Raw genomic sequence first — 16,929 nt, forward strand, 5'->3', positions numbered from 1 at the left:
TCACGTGAGGGATGCGTCACCTGGATTGACCTTTCGAGCCGCCGGACGTGTCCGCCGCGGCGATCGTGCCGCGCACGTTGCCGTAAAGCTCGATGACCCGGGTGACGTTGTTGTACTTCATGCCGTCGGTCGCGTTGACGAGCGACAGGCCGCGCTGAAGTTTAACCGGCTTTTCGGTCTGGATCACATCGTCATTGACGAAGATCCGGAAATGCTGGGAATCGGCCTGCATCTGCGGATCGCCGCCGCCGGCCACGCGCAGGATGCGTGCATCGTCGTACAAGTCGACGATCGACACGTCGCCGTTGACGGTGCCGCGCTTCGCGGTGGTCGTCACGACCGGCTTGCCGGGCTGGAACGCGCGCATGGCCGGATCGGTCAGGTCGCTGTTGTCGGTGTCTTCGTAATGGATCAGCTTCGCGGCCGTCAGCCGGTACTGGGTCGTGCCCGACTGGTCGAGCTCGGTGACCGAGAAGTTGTCCGCGAAATAATCGGGCGTGTGGCGCTTCGGCCGCACGGCGCCCTCGCCGGGCGGCGGCAGCGTCGCCTGCAGCAGCCACCACGTGATGCCCGCGAGCGCGGCCACCGCGACGAGCGGCAGCAGCTGGGTCCAGCGGAAATGCGTGTTCATCCGTCAGGCTCCGCAGGCAGCCGCGAGCAGCGCGTCGTAGCGGCGCTGCGCGCGCAGGATCGCGTCGCAGACCTCGCGCACCGCGCCGTGGCCGCCGCGGGCCTCGGCGACCCAGTGCGCACGCGCGATCACCTCGGGGTGCGCGTTGGCCGGTGCCGTCGCGAAGCCGCAGCGCAGCATCACCGGCAGGTCGGGCCAGTCGTCGCCCATGTAGCCGCAGGCGTCGGCGGTGATGCCGAGCGACGCGATCAGGTCGGCGAACACGGCGAGCTTGTTCTCGACGCCCTGGAACAGGTGCGCGATCTTCATTTCCTTCGCGCGCGCCGCGACGATTTCCGAGCGGCGGCCGGTGATGATCGCGGTCGCGATGCCGGCCTCGCCGAGCAGCTTCACGCCGTGGCCGTCGAGCGAATTGAACGACTTCATCGCGTCGCCGGCCGCGGTAAACAGCAGGCCGCCGTCGGTCAGCACGCCGTCGACGTCGAAAATCATCAGCTTCACGCGGCTCGCGCGTTCGGCCGCAGTCAGCGCTGCGCTCATCAGATCACCTTCTTCGAAAACAGGTCGTGCATGTTCAGCGCGCCGATCAGCGCGCCGTCGGCATCGACCACCAGCATCTGGTTGATCCGGTGGCGCTCCATCAGTTCCACGGCCTCGACCGCGAGATGGTCGGGGCCGATCGTGCGCGGCTCGCGCGTCATCACGTCGACGATCGGCAGCGTGCGGAAATCGCCGTCGCGCGCGAGCACGCGGCGCAGGTCGCCGTCGGTGAAGATGCCGGCCACGCGGCCGTCGGGCTCGACCACGGCGGTCATGCCCAGCCGCTTCGCGGTGATCTGGAACAGGGCGTCCGACAGCGTCGCGTCGAGCCCGACGCGCGGCACGTCGTCGCCCGAGCGCATCACGTCGCGCACGTGGGTGAGCAGGCGCCGGCCGAGCGCGCCGCCCGGATGCGAGCGCGCGAAATCCTCGGAGCCGAAGCCGCGCGCGTCGAGCACCGCGACGGCGAGCGCGTCGCCGAGCGCGAGCGCGGCGGTCGTGCTCGCGGTGGGGGCGAGGTTCAGCGGGCAGGCTTCCTTCGACACCGCCGCGTTCAGGTTCACGTCGGCGAGCGTGCCGAGGCTCGATTCCGCACGGCCCGTGATCGCGATCAGCTTCGCGCCGATCCGCTTCACGAGCGGCAGGATCGCGACGAGCTCTTCCGACTCGCCGGAATAGGAGATGCCGATGAAGACGTCGTCCGACGTGACCATGCCGAGGTCGCCGTGGCTGGCCTCGGCCGGGTGGACGAAGAAGGCCGGCGTGCCGGTGCTGGCGAGCGTGGCCGCGATCTTGCGGGCGATATGCCCCGATTTGCCGATGCCGGATACCACGACGCGGCCGCGGCAGCCGAGCAGCAGCGCGACGGCCTGAACGAAGTCGCCGTCGAGCTGGTCGCGCAGCGCGCGCACGGCGTCCGCCTCGATGGCGAGCACGTCGCGGGCGAGCGCGAGCGCCCGATCATCATTGATTTTCGCTATCATGCGCGGAGTATAGCAAAGGCGTTTGTTCGCCGCGCCGCGCCTTCGGACTCGTCCGATGCCGCTTGCCTACCGCCACCACCCGCGCCCGCCTTGCCGTGGCCCCGACGAACGAGGACGCTTCGCCCGTGATTTCCCCGCTCGAAATGACCCTGCTGCTGCTGCTGGCCTCGGTAGTGGGTGTCGTCGTATTTCGCTCGTTGAACCTGCCGCCGATGCTCGGCTACCTGACCGTCGGCATCCTGGTCGGCCCGCATGCGTTCGGCGTCGCCGCGGACCTCGAACGGGCCGAGCATCTCGCGGAATTCGGCGTGGTGTTCCTGATGTTCTCGATCGGCCTCGAATTCTCGCTCGCGAAGCTGCGGGCGATGCAGCGGCTCGTGTTCGGGCTCGGGCTGCTGCAGGTGGTCGCGACCCTCGCGCTCGCGGTCGTGCTCGGCGCGCTGTTCGAGCGCTGGGTGCACATCACGTGGCAGGGCAGCGTCGCGCTCGGCGGCGCGCTCGCGATGTCGTCGACGGCGATCGTGTCGAAGATGCTCGCCGAGCGGCTCGAGATCGAGACCGCGCACGGCCGCAACATCTTCGGCGTGCTGCTGTTCCAGGATCTCGCGGTGGTGCCGCTGCTGATCGTGATCGCCGCGTTCGGCGCCGAGTCGTCGAAGGATCTCGCGCTCACGCTCGGGTTCGCGGCCGTCAAGATCGTGATCGCGCTCGCGCTGCTGCTGATCGTGGGCCAGCGTTTCATGACGCGCTGGCTCAACGTCGTCGCGCGGCGCCGCTCGCAGGAACTGTTCGTGCTGAACCTGCTGCTCGTCACGCTTGGCGCCGCGTTCATCACCGACCGCTTCGGCCTGTCGCTCGCGCTCGGCGCGTTCATCGCGGGGATGCTGATCTCCGAGACGCCGTTCCGGCATCAGGTGGAAGAGGACATCAAGCCGTTCCGCGACGTGCTGCTCGGCCTGTTCTTCGTGACGACCGGGATGCTGCTCGATCCGCGCGTGATCTGGGAGCATCCGCTGCTGGTGCTCGGCTTCTTCGTCGGGCAGATCCTGTTCAAGGGGACGATGATCGCGGGGCTCGCGCGACTGTTCGGCGCGACGCCGGGCGTCGCGATGCGCACCGGCATCGGCCTCGCGCAGGCCGGCGAATTCGGCTTCGTGCTGCTGAACCTGATCCTCGACCGGCATCTCGTCGATTCGACGCTGCTGCAGGCGATCCTCGCGTCGATGCTGCTGTCGATGCTCGCCGCGCCGTTCCTGATCCAGAACGCCGACCGGATCGTGATGCGGCTGTCGTCGACGGAATGGATGCAGCAGTCGCTGCAGATGACGCGGATCGCGACGCAAAGCCTCAAGCAGCGCGGCCACGTGATCATCTGCGGCTACGGCCGCGCGGGGCAGAACCTCGCGCGCATGCTCGAGCAGGAAGGCATTTCGTACGTCGCGCTCGACCTCGACCCCGATCGCGTGAGCGCGGCCGCGACGGCCGGTGAATCGGTCGTGTTCGGCGACGCGGCGCGCCGCGAGTCGCTGCTCGCGGCCGGTATCCATCGCGCGGCGGCCGTCGCGATCACGTACGCGAACACGCCGTCGGCGCTGCGCGTGCTGCACCACGTGCACGAGCTCGAGCCGACGCTGCCGGCGATCGTGCGCACGGTCGACGATGCCGATCTCGAGAAACTGCTCGCGGCGGGCGCGACCGAGGTGATTCCGGAGATCGTCGAGGGCAGCCTGATGCTCGCGTCGCACACGCTGGTGCTGGTCGGCGTGCCGATGCGCAAGGTCGTGCGGCGCGTCGAGGAGATGCGCGACGAGCGCTACAGCCTGCTGCGCGGCTATTTCCGCGGTGCCGACGACACGGACGACGACGATCACGAGCAGGTGCGGCTACAATCGGTGCCGGTCGATGCGCGCGCGGATGCGGTCGGGCGCTCGCTGGAGGAGCTCGGGCTGTATGCGCTCGGGCTGGAAGTCACGGCGATCCGCCGGCACGGCATCCGCGGCGTCGAACCCGACCCGCAGACCAAGCTGCGCGCGAGCGACATCGTCGTGCTGCGCGGGCTGCCCGAAGCGCTCGCGCTCGCGGAGGAGCGGCTGTCGCGCCATCGGCGCGAGCCGCCGGCCGCGCTCGCCTGAGTCGCGCTTCGATAACCCGACCCGTATTTGTTCGAAACGGTGCCCGATCTTCGCGCACCGTTTTTTTCGGAGAGTTTCATGCCGCATTCGTCGCCGGGCGCACCGCTCGATCCGGTCGCCTTCATCCACAGCCAGATCCGCACCGTGCCCGACTGGCCGCAGCCGGGCGTGCAGTTCCGCGACATCACGACGCTGCTGCAGAGCCCGAAGGCGCTGCGCATCCTCGTCGACCTGTTCGTCGAACGCTATGTCGATGCGAAGCTCGACTACGTCGCGGGGCTCGACGCGCGCGGCTTCATCATCGCGCCGATCGTCGCGTACGAGCTGAGCGTCGGCTTCGTGCCGATCCGCAAGGTCGGCAAGCTGCCGTACAAGACGCGCTCGGAATCGTACGACCTCGAATACGGCAGCGCGACCGTCGAGATCCATGAAGACGCGTGCCGCCCCGGCGACCGCGTGATCATCATGGACGACCTGATCGCGACCGGCGGCACGATGATGGCGGGGCGCAACCTGCTGCAGCGGCTCGGCGCGGTCGTCGTCGAAGGCGCGGCGATCATCGACCTGCCCGATCTCGGCGGCTCGACGCTGCTGCGCAACGCGGGGCTGCCCGTCTATACCGTCACCGAATTCGCCGGCCACTGAACCACCGGAGCCGGCCCACGCCGCGAGGTCACGATGCCCAACTTCATGCTGTTTCTCGCCACGTCGATCGCGATCACGTTCGCGCCGGGTCCCGACAACCTGCAGGTGCTCGCGCGCGGCATCTCGCAGGGCCGCGCGGCCGGCTTCGTCGCCGCGCTCGGCTTCACGGCCGGGATCCTGTTCCATACGACGCTCGCGGCGCTCGGCGTCGCGGCGGTGCTGCGCTCGTCGCCGGTCGCGTTCCAGACGCTGAAGCTCGCGGGCGCCGCGTACCTCGTGTGGATCGGCATCAAGGCGTTGCGCAGCCAGGGCCTCGCGAACGCGCACGAGCGCCCGCCGCAGCCGCTTGGCGCGATCTTCCGGCAGAGCGTGATCGGCAACCTGATGAACCCGAAGGTCACGTTGTTCTTCGTCGTGTTCCTGCCGCAGTTCGTCGATCCGCACGGCGTGCAGGGCGTGACGCTGCAGATGTTCGAACTCGGCGCGCTGTTCATGCTGCAGACGGCTGCGATCTTCTCGCTGTTCGGCATCGGCGCGGGCGCGATCGGCACATGGCTGAAGCGCCGCCCGAAGGCCGGTGTGTGGCTCGACCGGATCGCCGGCGCGACCTTCATCGCGATCGGCATCCGCGTCGCGCTGAAGGACTGAGCCCGATGACGTTTCCGTGCATTGCGGCCGCGCGCCGCTTCGATCCGGCCGCGCACCTGCGTTTCGAGATCGCCGGCGTGGCCGTAGGCTGGGTGCGCCGCCAGGACATCGCGAAGCTCGCCCGCTGGCCCGACGTGTTCGAGCTGACGGACGCGCGCGTCGTGCTGTCGGCGCGCTATGACACGGTCGACGCGCGCAGCATGGCGCTCGCGAGCGCGATCGGCGCGCTGGCGGCCGAAGGCGCGATTCCCGGCTGGCGCGACGAGATCTATGCGATCCGCAACCGCTTCGACGATCCGCCGCTCGCGTACATCGAGCGCGCCGCGTCGCGCTTCTTCGGCACGCAGACTTATGCGGTGCACCTGAACGGCATCGTAGAATATGCGGCTGCGCCGGGTTCGCCCGCCGCGCCGCAGATGTGGCTCGGCCGCCGCAGCGCGACCAAGGCCACCGACCCAGGCATGCTCGACAACGTCGTCGCGGGCGGCATCGGCTGGGGCCTGGGCGTTCACGAGACGCTCACGAAGGAATGCTGGGAAGAGGCCGGCATGCCTGCCGAACTGGCGGCGCGTGCGATCGCGGGCCGCGCGGTGCAGGTACTGTGTTCGCTGCCGGAAGGCACGCAGTCCGAACTGATCTTCGTGTACGACCTGCCGCTGCCGCGCGACTTCGCGCCGCACAACCAGGACGGCGAAGTGGCCGAGCACCTGCTGGCCGGCGTGCCCGAGGTGATCGGCTGGCTGCGCGAAGGCCGCGCGACGATGGATGCGAGCCTCGCGATGCTCGACACGCTGCTGCGCCACCGCTGGCTATCGGCGGCGGACGCCGCGGGCATCGACGCGCTGTTCGCGCCGGCCGCCTGACGCGCCACCTGGCGAGCCACCTGAAGGCGCCGCCTGCCTGCCCGGGCTTGGGCCCCAGGGTGAGGCCGGACGAACGGCCTATTTGACGAATACCGAAACGAAGGGAGTAGCGGTCATGTCGACCGATCACAGCTTTATCTTGAAACTGTCGTGCCCCGACCGGCATGGCATCGTCCACGCGGTCTCGGGCTTCCTGTTCGAGCGCGCCAACAACATCCTCGATTCGGCGCAGTTCGGCGACAGCCGCACCGGCGAGTTCTTCATGCGCGTGCACTTCGTGCAGGACGGCGACGGCGCGGATGCCGCGTCGGCGCTCGATACGCTTCGCAAGGAATTCGCGCCGCTCGCCGAGCAATTCGGGATGCGCTGGGAAATGCACGACGCGGCCGTGAAGCCGCGCGTGGTGATCATGGTGTCGAAGATCGGCCACTGCCTGAACGACCTGCTGTTCCGCTACCGCACCGGCCAGCTGCCGATCGAGATTCCGGCGATCGTGTCGAACCACAAGGAGTTCTACCAGCTCGCCGCGAGCTACAACATCCCGTTCCATCATTTCCCGCTCGTCGGCGGTTCGTCCGATGCGGCGAAGGCCGCGCAGGAAGCGCGGGTGCTGGAAGTGATCGATGAACACCAGGCCGATCTCGTCGTGCTCGCGCGCTACATGCAGATCCTGTCGCCGAACATGTGCCAGCAGCTCGCCGGCCGCGCGATCAACATCCACCATTCGTTCCTGCCGAGCTTCAAGGGCGCGAAGCCGTACTACCAGGCGTTCGACCGCGGCGTGAAGCTGATCGGCGCGACCGCGCACTACGTGACGACCGACCTCGACGAAGGCCCGATCATCGAGCAGGAAGTCGAGCGCGTCGACCACAGCATGACGCCCGACCAGCTCACCGCGATCGGCCGCGACGTCGAGTGCGTGACGCTCGCGCGTGCGGTGAAGTGGCACGTCGAGCACCGGATCGTGCTGAACGGGACGAAGACCGTCGTGTTCCGCTGATCGGCTGATCGGTGATGCGCGCCGGCCTGCCTGCGCCGGCCGGCGGTTGCCGCAAACAAGAACGCCGCGCCCTTGACGGGGCGCGGCGTTTTTTTTCGCGTGATGCGCGGGGATCGGGTTGCGTCGGGTACGGCGCGTCAGATCAGCCGCAGCATGCACAGCTCGCGCTTCATGTACGCATAGAAGATCGGCGCGGCGATCACGCCCGGCAGCCCGAACGCGGCTTCCATGATCAGCATCGCGAGCAGCAGCTCCCACGCGCGCGACTCGATCTGGCCGCCGATGATCTTCGCGTTCAGGAAGTATTCGAGCTTGTGGATCACGACGAGGAACGCGAGCGACGCGATCGCGGTGCCCATGCTGACCGACAGCGACACCGCGACGATCAGCGTGTTCGAGATCAGGTTGCCGATCACGGGCAGCAGGCCGACGATGAACGTGACGAGCACCAGTGTTTTCGACAGCGGCAGCCGCTGGTGGAAGATCGGCAGCGCGACGAGCAGGTAGATGCCGGTAAAGGTCGCGTTGATCGCCGAGATCTTGATCTGCGCGAACACGATCCGGCGGAACGATTCGGCGAAGCGCGACACGCGCGTGACGAGCGCGGTCGACAGCGGCCGGCGCACCTTGCCGTGCTCGACGCCGATCGCGATCATCGCGCCGATGATCATCCCGAACACCACGTGGCCGAAGCCGCGCGCGACGCTCTTGCCGCCTTGCTGGAGCTGGTCCATGTGCGAGTGCATCAGCAGCGCCGCCTTGGTCTTCATCTGTTCGACGTCGACCGGCAGCAGGTTCGCGATCCAGGCCGGCGTGCGGGCGCGCGTCTGCTCGACGATCTGCATCAGCTGGCCAAGGAGGCTCTGCAGGTTCGGCACCGTGTGCTCGAAGTGGTCGATGATGCCGATCGTGAGGCCCGTGAGCCCGCCGACGATCGCGATCGACAGCAGCACGACGGCGACCCAGCGCGCGCGCATGCTTGTGGTGTGGCGTTCGATCACCGGGGCGATCGTGTGGATCAGCTGATAGACCAGCATGCCGGCCAGCAGCCCGCCCAGCAGCTTGAGTTCGATGACGAGCACCATCGCGACGAGGGCGAACAGGTAGCTGCCGATCTCGATCGCCGACAGCTTCGGCAGGCTGAAGTCGCTCGTCAGCCGCACGCTGCGCAGGTGCGGCTCGCGGTTCTGCGCGTCGCGCGACTCTTGTTGCTTCTCCATCATGGATTCCTGTCGTTCGTGTGCCGTGCCGCGCGGTGGGCGACACGGCGGCGATCGCCCGGCGCCGCACCGGATTGGTGCGGATGGCGAACCTTACGACCGTAAAGTATAGCTGCCATTATGGTCCGCCACGGGGCTGTTTGGCTCGTGGTGTAAACGCAGAGGGGAAAACCGCAGAAGGGAAAACGAGGAGGCCGGCGCCGCCGCGCTGCCGGGCGCGCGCGGCCGGGCAGCCGCGCGCGGGAACGGAAAGTGTCAGCCGGCCGCCGCCTTGCGGGCCGGGCGCTTGAGCAGCGGCGCGAGGTACTTGCCGGTGAAGCTCGCCTTGGTCTTCGCGACCTGCTCGGGCGTGCCCTGCGCGATGATCTGGCCGCCGCCGGCACCGCCTTCGGGGCCGAGGTCGATCACCCAGTCGGCCGTCTTGATCACGTCGAGGTTGTGCTCGATGATCACGACCGTATTGCCCTGGTCGCGCAGCCGGTGGATCACCTCGAGCAGCAGCGCGATGTCGTGGAAGTGCAGGCCGGTGGTCGGCTCGTCGAGGATGTACAGCGTGCGGCCCGTGTCGCGCTTCGACAGCTCCAGCGACAGCTTCACGCGCTGCGCCTCGCCGCCCGACAGCGTCGTGGCCGACTGGCCGAGGCGGATGTAGCCGAGGCCGACGTCGAGCAGCGTCTTCAGCTTGCGGGCGATCACCGGCACCGCGCTGAAGAATTCGTACGCGTGTTCGACCGTCATGTCGAGCACTTCGCTGATGTTCTTGCCCTTGTACTGCACTTCGAGCGTTTCGCGGTTGTAGCGCTTGCCGTGGCACACGTCGCACGGCACGTAGACGTCCGGCAGGAAGTGCATCTCGACTTTCAGCACGCCGTCGCCCTGGCACGACTCGCAACGGCCGCCCTTCACGTTGAACGAGAAGCGGCCCGGATCGTAGCCGCGCTCCTTCGCGGTCGGCACGCCCGAGAACAGCTCGCGGATCGGCGTGAACAGCCCCGTGTAGGTGGCCGGGTTCGAGCGCGGCGTGCGGCCGATCGGCGACTGGTCGACGTTGATCACCTTGTCGAAGTGCTCGAGGCCCTCGATCGCCTCGTGCGGCGCCGGCTCGGCCGACGAGCCGTACAGGTGGCGCGCGACCGCGTGATACAGCGTGTCGTTGATCAGCGTCGACTTGCCGGACCCCGACACGCCGGTGATGCAGGTCAGCAGGCCGACCGGCAGCTCGAGATCGACGTGCTTCAGGTTGTTGCCGTGCGCGTCGACGATGCGCAGCATCCGCTCGGGATCGGGCGCGAGCCGCTCGTCCGGGTATTCGATCGTGCGCTTGCCGACCAGATACTGGCCCGTCAGCGACTGCGGGTTCGACTGCACCTGCTTCGGCGTGCCTTCGGCCACGATCACGCCGCCGTGCTCGCCGGCGCCCGGGCCCATGTCGACGACGTAGTCGGCCGTGCGAATCATGTCCTCGTCGTGCTCGACGACGATCACCGAGTTGCCGAGGTCGCGCAGGTGCTTGAGCGTCGCGATCAGGCGGTCGTTGTCGCGCTGGTGCAGGCCGATCGACGGCTCGTCGAGCACGTACATCACGCCGGTCAGGCCCGAGCCGATCTGCGACGCGAGCCGGATCCGCTGCGCCTCGCCGCCGGACAGCGTTTCGGCGCTGCGCTCGAGCGACAGGTAGTCGAGGCCGACGTTGTTCAGGAAGGTCAGGCGCGCGACGATTTCCTTGATCACCTTGTCGGCGATCTCGCGCTTCGCGCCGTCGAGCGACAGGCCGTCGAAATAGCCGAGCGCGTCGCGCAGCGGCCAGCCGCTGATTTCATAGATGCCGCGCGCGTAGTCGCCGGTGCCGACCCGCACGTGGCGCGCCTCGCGGCGCAGCCGCGTGCCGTCGCACGACGGGCACGGCTGGTTGTTCTGGTATTTCGCGAGCTCTTCGCGCACCGCGACCGAATCGGTCTCGCGGTAGCGGCGCTCGAGGTTCGGGATGATTCCTTCGAACACGTGCTCGCGGATCGTCGTGCGGCCACGCTCGTTGATGTACGAAAACGGGATCGTCTGCTTGCCCGAGCCGAACAGCAGCACCTTGCGGATCTTTTCCGGCAGGTCCTCGAACGCGGCGTCGATGTCGAACTCGTAGAACGCCGCGAGGCTCTGCAGCATCTGGAAGTAGAACTGGTTGCGGCGATCCCAGCCCTTCACGGCGCCCGCGGCGAGCGACAGCGACGGGTGCGCGACGACCCGCTTCGGGTCGAAGAACGTGATCTGGCCGAGGCCGTCGCATTCCGGGCACGCGCCCATCGGGTTGTTGAACGAGAACAGGCGCGGCTCGAGCTCCTGCAGCGAGTACGAGCAGATCGGGCACGCGAACTTCGAGCTGAACAGGTGTTCGCGGTCGGTATCCATCTCGAGCGCGATCGCGCGGCCGTCGGCGAGGCGCAGCGCGGTCTCGAACGATTCCGCGAGGCGCTGCTTCATGTCCGGGCGCACCTTGAGACGATCGACGACGACGTCGATCGTGTGCTTGTCGTTCTTCTTGAGCTTCGGCAGCGACTCGACCTCGTAGATCTTCGCGACGCCTTCGTTCGCGGTGCCGCCGCCCGAGCGCACGCGAAAGCGCACGAAGCCCTGCGCCTGCATGTCCTCGAACAGCTCCGCGTGCTCGCCCTTGCGGTTCGCGACGACCGGCGCGAGGATCATCAGCTTGGTTTCCTCGGGCAGCGCGAGCGCCGCGTCGACCATCTGCGACACGCTCTGCGCCTCGAGCGGGATGTCGTGGTCGGGGCAGTACGGCGTGCCGACCCGTGCGAACAAAAGTCGCAGGTAGTCGTGGATTTCGGTGACCGTGCCGACGGTCGAACGCGGGTTGTGGGACGTCGCCTTCTGCTCGATCGAGATCGCGGGCGACAGGCCCTCGATCAGGTCGACGTCGGGTTTCTCCATCAGCTGCAGGAACTGGCGGGCGTACGCGGACAGGCTCTCGACGTAGCGGCGCTGGCCTTCGGCATAAAGGGTGTCGAACGCGAGCGACGACTTGCCCGACCCGGACAACCCGGTAATCACGATCAGCTTGTGGCGCGGCAGGTCGAGATTGACGTTTTTCAGGTTGTGGGTGCGTGCCCCACGGATACGGATCTGTTCCATGAACCTGGCGAAAATGGAGGGAACCAAACCTGCTACTATAACGGCTTTTCGAGGCCGTCGTTGGGGGCCCCCAGCCTTTGCAGCAGCTGGCAGCAAGGCGGTGTCCACGCCGGGAAGGCGGCCGCGCCGCACGGCGCGAGGCGGCCCGCAGGCTGCCTGCCCGACGTCCCGGAAAGCGGCCCCGGAAAGCGCCTGCCAGGCCTGCCGGGCCGGTGGCCCTGATCTTCCGCCGCCCGCCGCCGGGCGGACATTCCGATCATTCGAAATTCATTCCCGATGTCCAATCCGTCCGCCACGTCTTCCCGCATGAGTGCGCCCGAACTGCGCGCGACCACGTCGCTCGCGGCGATCTTCGCGCTGCGCATGCTTGGCCTGTTCATGATCATGCCGGTGTTCTCGGTCTACGCGAAAACCATCCCGGGCGGCGACAACGTGCTGCTCGTCGGCATCGCGCTCGGGGCGTACGGCGTCACGCAGTCGCTGCTGTACATCTTCTACGGGTGGGCGTCGGACAAGTTCGGCCGCAAGCCCGTGATCGCCACCGGCCTGCTGATCTTCGCGCTCGGCAGCTTCGTCGCCGCGTTCGCGCACGACATCACGTGGATCATCGTCGGCCGCGTGATCCAGGGGATGGGCGCCGTGTCGTCCGCGGTGCTCGCGTTCATCGCCGACCTGACCTCCGAGCAGAACCGCACGAAGGCGATGGCGATGGTCGGCGGCTCGATCGGCGTGTCGTTCGCGGTCGCGATCGTCGGCGCGCCGATCGTGTTCCACTGGGTCGGGATGAGCGGGCTGTTCGCGATCGTCGGCGTGCTGTCGATCCTCGCGATCGGGGTCGTGGTGTGGATCGTGCCCGACGCGGCGAAACCCGTGCACGTGCCGGCGCCGTTCGGCGAGGTGCTGCACAACGGCGAGCTGCTGCGCCTGAACTTCGGCGTGCTCGTGCTGCACGCGACGCAGACGGCGCTGTTCCTCGTCGTGCCGCGCCTCTTGGTCGACGGCGGGCTGCCGGTCGCCGCGCACTGGAAGGTCTACCTGCCGGTGATGGGGCTCGCGTTCGTGATGATGGTCCCGGCGATCATCGTCGCGGAAAAACGGGGCAAGATGAAGCCGGTGCTGCTCGGCGGCATTCTGGCTATCCTGATCGGCCAATTGTTGCTCGGCAGCGCTCCGCATACCATCTTGATTGTGGCGGCGATCCTGTTCGTGTACTTCCTGGGTTTCAACATCCTGGAAGCGTCGCAGCCGTCGCTCGTGTCGAAGCTCGCGCCCGGTTCGCGCAAGGGCGCGGCCACGGGCGTCTACAACACCACGCAATCGATCGGGCTCGCGCTCGGCGGCATCGTGGGCGGCTGGCTGCTGAAGCACGGCGGCGCGAACACCGTCTTCTATGCGTGCTCGGGGCTCGTGGCGGCGTGGCTTATAATCGCGGCCAGCATGAAAGCGCCGCCGCGCAAGGCCTGAACCTTCTTTTCGGGCAGGCACCGGCGGCGCTCGCCGGCTTGCCCGGCGGGCCGCTCCGACGACATTCGCGGGCGGCCCGGCATCGAATTTACTGGAGAAACACATGGCATCCGTCAACAAGGTCATCCTCGTCGGCAATCTCGGCGCCGATCCTGAAGTCCGTTACCTGCCGAGCGGCGACGCGGTTGCGAACATCCGTCTCGCGACGACCGATCGCTACAAGGACAAGGCAAGCGGCGATTTCAAGGAAATGACCGAGTGGCACCGCGTCGCGTTCTTCGGCCGTCTCGCCGAAATCGTCAGCGAGTACCTGAAGAAGGGTTCGTCGGTCTATATCGAAGGCCGCATCCGCACGCGCAAGTGGCAGGGCCAGGACGGCCAGGATCGCTACTCGACCGAAATCGTCGCCGACCAGATGCAGATGCTCGGCGGCCGCGGCGGTTCGGGCGGCGGCGGTGGCGGCGGTGACGAAGGCGGTTACGGCGGCGGCTACGGTGGTGGTGGCGGCGGCCGCGGCGGCGAACAGATGGAACGCGGCGGCGGCGGCGGTCGTGCCGGCGGCGCGCCGCGCGGCGGTGCAGGCGGCGGCCAGAGCCGTCCGAGCGCGCCGGCAGGCGGCGGCTTCGACGAGATGGACGACGATATTCCGTTCTAAGCGGAACGTCGGTTCCCGAGGTAAAGAAGGGCCCGAATCTCCACGCCGAATCACTGGTTCAGCCTGGATCTTCGGGTCCTTTTTTCGTTTACGCGTTTTTTGGGGTTTGGGCGAAACGTGCCAGATCGGGCGTGAGGAGCGTCGTGGTGGCGTCGTGCAAGGCGGGGAGAAGCCGCTGGCGCCGGCCGCGTCGGATGGGCGAGACTTGAGAATGGACTCCCCGTCAGCGGCGTTCGTCGTCGCGGGCGCGATGGCCCTGACGTCTGTTGTGCTTACGTGGCGAGCATGCCGACCGCAAACTTCAACCGACGCAACCGCGCCGGTGAGCAGGTTTCCTGAAGCCCTGCAACGGCGCATTCCCGACATGGGGGCCGTGGCATTCACACCCGAGTCACCTGCTTCGGACGGTGCGAACCATGACAAGAGCGGCGCCGTGGCCGCCGCAGAACCGCTTACGCTTCCGTGACGATCGCGACCAGATTGCTGACGCGCTCGACGGATTTCCCACCCTTCGGCCAACGGACCAGCGCGTCGCTACCGTTGATCGACAGGATCACGCCATCGCTGCGGTCCACGGCACCCGTGAACGTGACACGGTTTACTTTTGCCGACGGCGAAAACGAAGCCGCGCTGCGGCCCGGCAGCAGATCCATCAGGAACGAAAATACGGGGTACACGACTGCTCCTTCGCAAGCTCGAACTACGGGTTTTCCCTAGTTTAACAGTTCGGATGTTGCGTCGCAACATTAGCCCTTGTGCCCGTTCCTCGTGCGCGCGTCTTCCGTCGTGATTTCCAGTCGTTCGTCGCGCCGCTCAGCAAATCTCCCGGGCGGTTCGTGTATCTGATCGATGTCACGCGGCCGCCACGATTGACCGGCTAAGCTCGTTTTTTCGACGTTTCGATCGAAGGAGACACAATGCGGCGGGTCGTATTCAACCAGAAGGGCGGGGTGGGCAAGTCGACGATCGTCTGCAACCTGGCGGCGATCAGCGCGAGCGAAGGGCTGCGCACGCTCGTCATCGACCTCGACGCGCAGGCGAATTCCACGCACTACCTGCTCGGCGACCGGGCGACGGACGCGCATCCCGGCGTCGCCGAATTCTTCGAGACCGCGCTGACGTTCAACTTCCGGCCGGTCGACGTCGCGTCGTTCATCCATCCGACGCCGTTCGACGGGCTCGACGTGATGCCCGCGCATCCGGACCTCGACACGCTGCACGGCAAGCTCGAGTCGCGCTACAAGATCTACAAGCTGCGCGACGCGCTCAACGAGCTCGACACCTACGATGCCGTCTACATCGACACGCCGCCCGCACTGAACTTCTACACGCGCTCGGCGCTGATCGCAGTCGAGCGCTGCCTGATTCCGTTCGACTGCGACGACTTCTCGCGCCGCGCGCTGTACACGCTGCTCGAGAACGTGAAGGAAATCCAGCAGGACCACAACGCGGCGCTCGAGGTCGAAGGGATCGTCATCAACCAGTTCCAGCCGCGCGCGAGCCTGCCGCAGCGGCTGGTCGACGAACTCGTCGAGGAAGGGCTGCCGGTGCTGGCGTCGCGGCTCTCGGCATCGGTGAAGATCCGCGAGTCGCATCAGCAGTCGACGCCGGTGATCCATCTCGAGCCGGCACACAAGCTCGCGCAGGAGTTTCGCGCGCTGCATCGCGAACTGGTCGGGTGAGGGTGTCGGCGCTGGCCCGGCCCGGCGGTTTATATACGATCATTGAATTCGTCATTAATAATCCCGGTAACGATTTCAAAATAAATCTGGAAAAACGATTACAGGGGAATCCGCCCTATTTTCCAATGCGCACCTGTTTTTCAAATAACCGGAATAATGACGGGGTAAATGTTACGGACGTCGCGGTGCGCCATGCCGTAAAAAAGTAAAAATCATTTCGGGACAAGGCGTTGCGACGCGGCCCCATTGTGTGCGGGCGCAGATTGCGAGGAGATCAACCCGATCGATCAGGGTTTTCACCTAGTATTAATGCCATTTAATTGACAATTAATCCATCTAGAATGGCAATCTTCAACTCCCTGCAGTCAATCGTGCCTGCGGGTTGTGAATAAGGAAGCGGACCTCGATCTGGCTTCCATTTTTTCGTTCGTCTCTCGCATTGCTAACAGGAGCGTGCCCGATGTCCGTATTTGCCCCCGAAAAATTCGCCGCCGATTATCAGTCCGGAATTGCCGCCTGGTTCGCGATTGCCCGTCCGGCAATTAATGGTTTCGAGGCCGTCGTCGAACTCAACCTGCAAGCGGCCAAGACGGCGCTCGAGGAATACGAGGACAAGCTGAAGAACGCGTTCAACGCGAGCAACCCGGCTGCGGGCTTCGCGCAGCAAGTCGCCGCACCGCAGGAAGCGGCCGGCAAGGCCGTCGCGTACGGTCGCCATCTGTTCGACATCGCGGTGTCGACGCAGGCCGAGTGGGCGAAGGTCGCGCAGGCGCAATACGAGCAGAACGACAAGCGCGTGAAGGAGGTGGTCGGCGAGCTGACGAAGCATGCGCCGGCCGGTTCGGGCGCGGTGGTCGCCGCGCTGAATTCGGCGCTGTCCGCGGCGACTGCCGCGGCAGACTCCGTGCGCGCAGCGACGGGGCAGGCAATCGAAGCCGCACAAAGCGGTTTCGACGCGGTCAGCGAAACGGCGACGCGCGGTGCCAAGCAGACGGCGGCTGCCGCACGCAAGGAAGCCGCTTCGCGCGAATCGGCTGCATGACCGCGTGTCGCGCGCAGGCGCGACACCATTGATCGAACGGCGCCGGCGGGCGCCGGCCGCCGCGTGTGCCGCGTGGTGGCCGGCGGCGTCCGGCTCGCCGCAGCGTGTCCGGGCCCGGCTGGAGCGGGCGAATGGGCGGCGCGCATGAAGGCGCGAGCCCTGAGCCGCATCGCGGGTCGTATGGCGCTCAAGCGCCGACGTCGGCCGCCGTGCCGCCCGGCCCCGGCACGCGATACAGCATGCAACACGGATCGACCCACTGATTTCGATGCAGGAACAAAAC

15 protein-coding genes are annotated in these 16,929 nt (G+C 67.0%); 9 read left to right on the forward strand and 6 right to left on the reverse strand.

What is annotated here, in order from left to right:
* Positions 1 to 16: 16 nt before the first annotated feature.
* Genes lptC through kdsD form a run of 3 tightly spaced genes read right to left on the reverse strand, consistent with a single transcriptional unit; the run spans position 17 to position 2,154 of the window.
* Positions 17 to 631 (reverse strand): LPS export ABC transporter periplasmic protein LptC, encoded by a 615-nt coding sequence (gene lptC / locus NQV17_RS20150; RefSeq protein WP_257773589.1) that lies wholly within the window; start codon positions 629 to 631, stop codon positions 17 to 19.
* 3 nt (positions 632 to 634) lie between these two features.
* Positions 635 to 1,171: an HAD family hydrolase gene (locus tag NQV17_RS20155; RefSeq protein WP_044847459.1), complete on the reverse strand. Its 537-nt coding sequence runs from the start codon at positions 1,169 to 1,171 to the stop codon at positions 635 to 637.
* Positions 1,171 to 2,154, reverse strand: coding sequence for an arabinose 5-phosphate isomerase KdsD (gene kdsD, locus NQV17_RS20160; RefSeq protein ID WP_257773590.1), 984 nt, complete (start codon positions 2,152 to 2,154; stop codon positions 1,171 to 1,173). Before kdsD ends, NQV17_RS20155 begins: the two co-directional genes overlap by 1 nt.
* A gap of 125 nt (positions 2,155 to 2,279) precedes the next feature.
* On the opposite strand from kdsD, the gene NQV17_RS20165 reads away from it, so the two are divergent.
* The 5 genes from NQV17_RS20165 (at position 2,280) to purU (ending at position 7,442) form a co-directional block, all read left to right on the forward strand.
* Positions 2,280 to 4,286: a monovalent cation:proton antiporter family protein gene (locus NQV17_RS20165; protein ID WP_257773591.1), complete on the forward strand. Its 2,007-nt coding sequence runs from the start codon at positions 2,280 to 2,282 to the stop codon at positions 4,284 to 4,286.
* A gap of 78 nt (positions 4,287 to 4,364) precedes the next feature.
* On the forward strand, positions 4,365 to 4,931 hold the full coding sequence (locus NQV17_RS20170; RefSeq protein ID WP_011657958.1) for an adenine phosphoribosyltransferase: 567 nt from the start codon (positions 4,365 to 4,367) through the stop codon (positions 4,929 to 4,931).
* 33 nt (positions 4,932 to 4,964) lie between these two features.
* Positions 4,965 to 5,579 (forward strand): LysE family translocator, encoded by a 615-nt coding sequence (locus NQV17_RS20175; protein ID WP_257773592.1) that lies wholly within the window; start codon positions 4,965 to 4,967, stop codon positions 5,577 to 5,579.
* 5 nt (positions 5,580 to 5,584) lie between these two features.
* Positions 5,585 to 6,442 carry an NUDIX hydrolase family protein gene (locus NQV17_RS20180; protein WP_044847455.1) on the forward strand — a complete coding sequence of 286 codons (858 nt, stop codon included), beginning with the start codon at positions 5,585 to 5,587 and terminating at the stop codon, positions 6,440 to 6,442.
* A gap of 115 nt (positions 6,443 to 6,557) precedes the next feature.
* On the forward strand, positions 6,558 to 7,442 hold the full coding sequence (purU, locus tag NQV17_RS20185) for a formyltetrahydrofolate deformylase (protein WP_257773593.1): 885 nt from the start codon (positions 6,558 to 6,560) through the stop codon (positions 7,440 to 7,442).
* Between the two features lie 137 nt (positions 7,443 to 7,579).
* On the opposite strand, the gene NQV17_RS20190 is transcribed toward purU, so the two are convergent.
* The gene (locus tag NQV17_RS20190; protein WP_257773594.1) at positions 7,580 to 8,662 is read right to left on the reverse strand and encodes an AI-2E family transporter; all 1,083 of its coding nucleotides are present in this window, start codon (positions 8,660 to 8,662) and stop codon (positions 7,580 to 7,582) included.
* A gap of 255 nt (positions 8,663 to 8,917) precedes the next feature.
* Positions 8,918 to 11,803 (reverse strand): excinuclease ABC subunit UvrA, encoded by a 2,886-nt coding sequence (uvrA, locus tag NQV17_RS20195; RefSeq protein ID WP_257773595.1) that lies wholly within the window; start codon positions 11,801 to 11,803, stop codon positions 8,918 to 8,920.
* A gap of 276 nt (positions 11,804 to 12,079) precedes the next feature.
* Between uvrA and NQV17_RS20200 the strand changes: the two genes are divergently transcribed.
* Entirely contained in the window at positions 12,080 to 13,267 is a 1,188-nt protein-coding gene (locus NQV17_RS20200) for an MFS transporter (protein ID WP_044847451.1), read from the forward strand.
* A 103-nt stretch (positions 13,268 to 13,370) separates the two neighbouring features.
* Positions 13,371 to 13,922 carry a single-stranded DNA-binding protein gene (locus NQV17_RS20205; protein ID WP_059603013.1) on the forward strand — a complete coding sequence of 184 codons (552 nt, stop codon included), beginning with the start codon at positions 13,371 to 13,373 and terminating at the stop codon, positions 13,920 to 13,922.
* Between the two features lie 452 nt (positions 13,923 to 14,374).
* Here the strand turns inward: NQV17_RS20205 and NQV17_RS20210 are convergent, their stop codons facing one another.
* Complete coding sequence (locus NQV17_RS20210) at positions 14,375 to 14,599, reverse strand: hypothetical protein (protein ID WP_044847449.1); 225 nt, start codon at positions 14,597 to 14,599, stop codon at positions 14,375 to 14,377.
* Positions 14,600 to 14,839: 240 nt separating this feature from the next.
* On the opposite strand from NQV17_RS20210, the gene NQV17_RS20215 reads away from it, so the two are divergent.
* Positions 14,840 to 15,604: a ParA family protein gene (locus tag NQV17_RS20215; protein ID WP_044847448.1), complete on the forward strand. Its 765-nt coding sequence runs from the start codon at positions 14,840 to 14,842 to the stop codon at positions 15,602 to 15,604.
* Between the two features lie 460 nt (positions 15,605 to 16,064).
* The gene (gene phaP / locus NQV17_RS20220) at positions 16,065 to 16,646 is read left to right on the forward strand and encodes a TIGR01841 family phasin (RefSeq protein ID WP_044847447.1); all 582 of its coding nucleotides are present in this window, start codon (positions 16,065 to 16,067) and stop codon (positions 16,644 to 16,646) included.
* The last annotated feature ends 283 nt before the right edge of the window (positions 16,647 to 16,929 follow it).

Source organism: Burkholderia sp. SCN-KJ (genome assembly GCF_024656005.1).
Lineage (GTDB): Bacteria > Pseudomonadota > Gammaproteobacteria > Burkholderiales > Burkholderiaceae > Burkholderia.